Origin of the sequence: Bacteroides sp. 11BF, assembly GCF_019633765.1 — a bacterium.
Lineage (GTDB): Bacteria > Bacteroidota > Bacteroidia > Bacteroidales > Bacteroidaceae > Bacteroides > Bacteroides hominis.
Genome location: NZ_JAFKPJ010000075.1, coordinates 1 through 622, shown reverse-complemented (window position 1 = coordinate 622; position 622 = coordinate 1). Strand labels below are relative to the sequence as shown.

Annotated in this window: 1 protein-coding gene; it reads left to right on the top strand. The window is 49.2% G+C overall.

Features of this window, described 5'->3' with window-relative positions:
- Window positions 1-268 precede the first annotated feature (268 nt).
- Window positions 269-580 carry a DUF4134 domain-containing protein gene (locus JZY04_RS21055; RefSeq protein WP_004311205.1) on the top strand — a complete coding sequence of 104 codons (312 nt, stop codon included), beginning with the start codon at window positions 269-271 and terminating at the stop codon, window positions 578-580.
- The last annotated feature ends 42 nt before the right edge of the window (window positions 581-622 follow it).

Below are 622 nucleotides of genomic sequence, written 5' to 3'. Positions count from 1 at the left end.
ACAAAAGGAAAAGGTGTTCGTGATTCCCGACAACATCGAGGAGTTCGACTTCCGAAACTATGTATAACAACTAAAAAAGAATGGAAATGAAAACGTAAAATGACGACACCCACGCGCACGGCGGTACAAGGTACAGCCAACCCGCAACGGACAGCCCCAAGTCCGTAGAAACAAACGGGCAACCACTAAAACCAAAGTAAAGTAATCAAGTATCAACCGCCCGAAAAAGGACTATCCACCCTTTGGACGGCACAAAAAAGAACAGTTTATGAACAAGAACATCAGACAAAAGTTAATCATCGCTGCGGCACTTATGATTGCCGCAACCGCCTCCGCTTTCGCACAGGGAAACGGTCTGGCTGGCATCAACGAAGCCACCTCTATGGTGAGTTCGTATTTCGACCCCGGCACGAAATTAATCTACGCCATCGGCGCGGTAGTCGGGCTTATCGGTGGCGTGAAAGTGTACGGAAAATTCTCGTCCGGAGACCCGGACACCTCGAAGACCGCCGCCTCGTGGTTCGGGGCTTGTATCTTCTTGATTGTCGCCGCCACTATCCTGCGCTCATTCTTCCTTTAATAAACAATGTATGGCTGAATACCCGATAAACAAGGGTATCGG

Coding starts and splice junctions, on each gene's coding strand:
- JZY04_RS21055 (WP_004311205.1), top strand. CDS start 269: ATGAACAAGAACATCAGACAAAAGTTAATCATCGCTGCGGCACTTATG.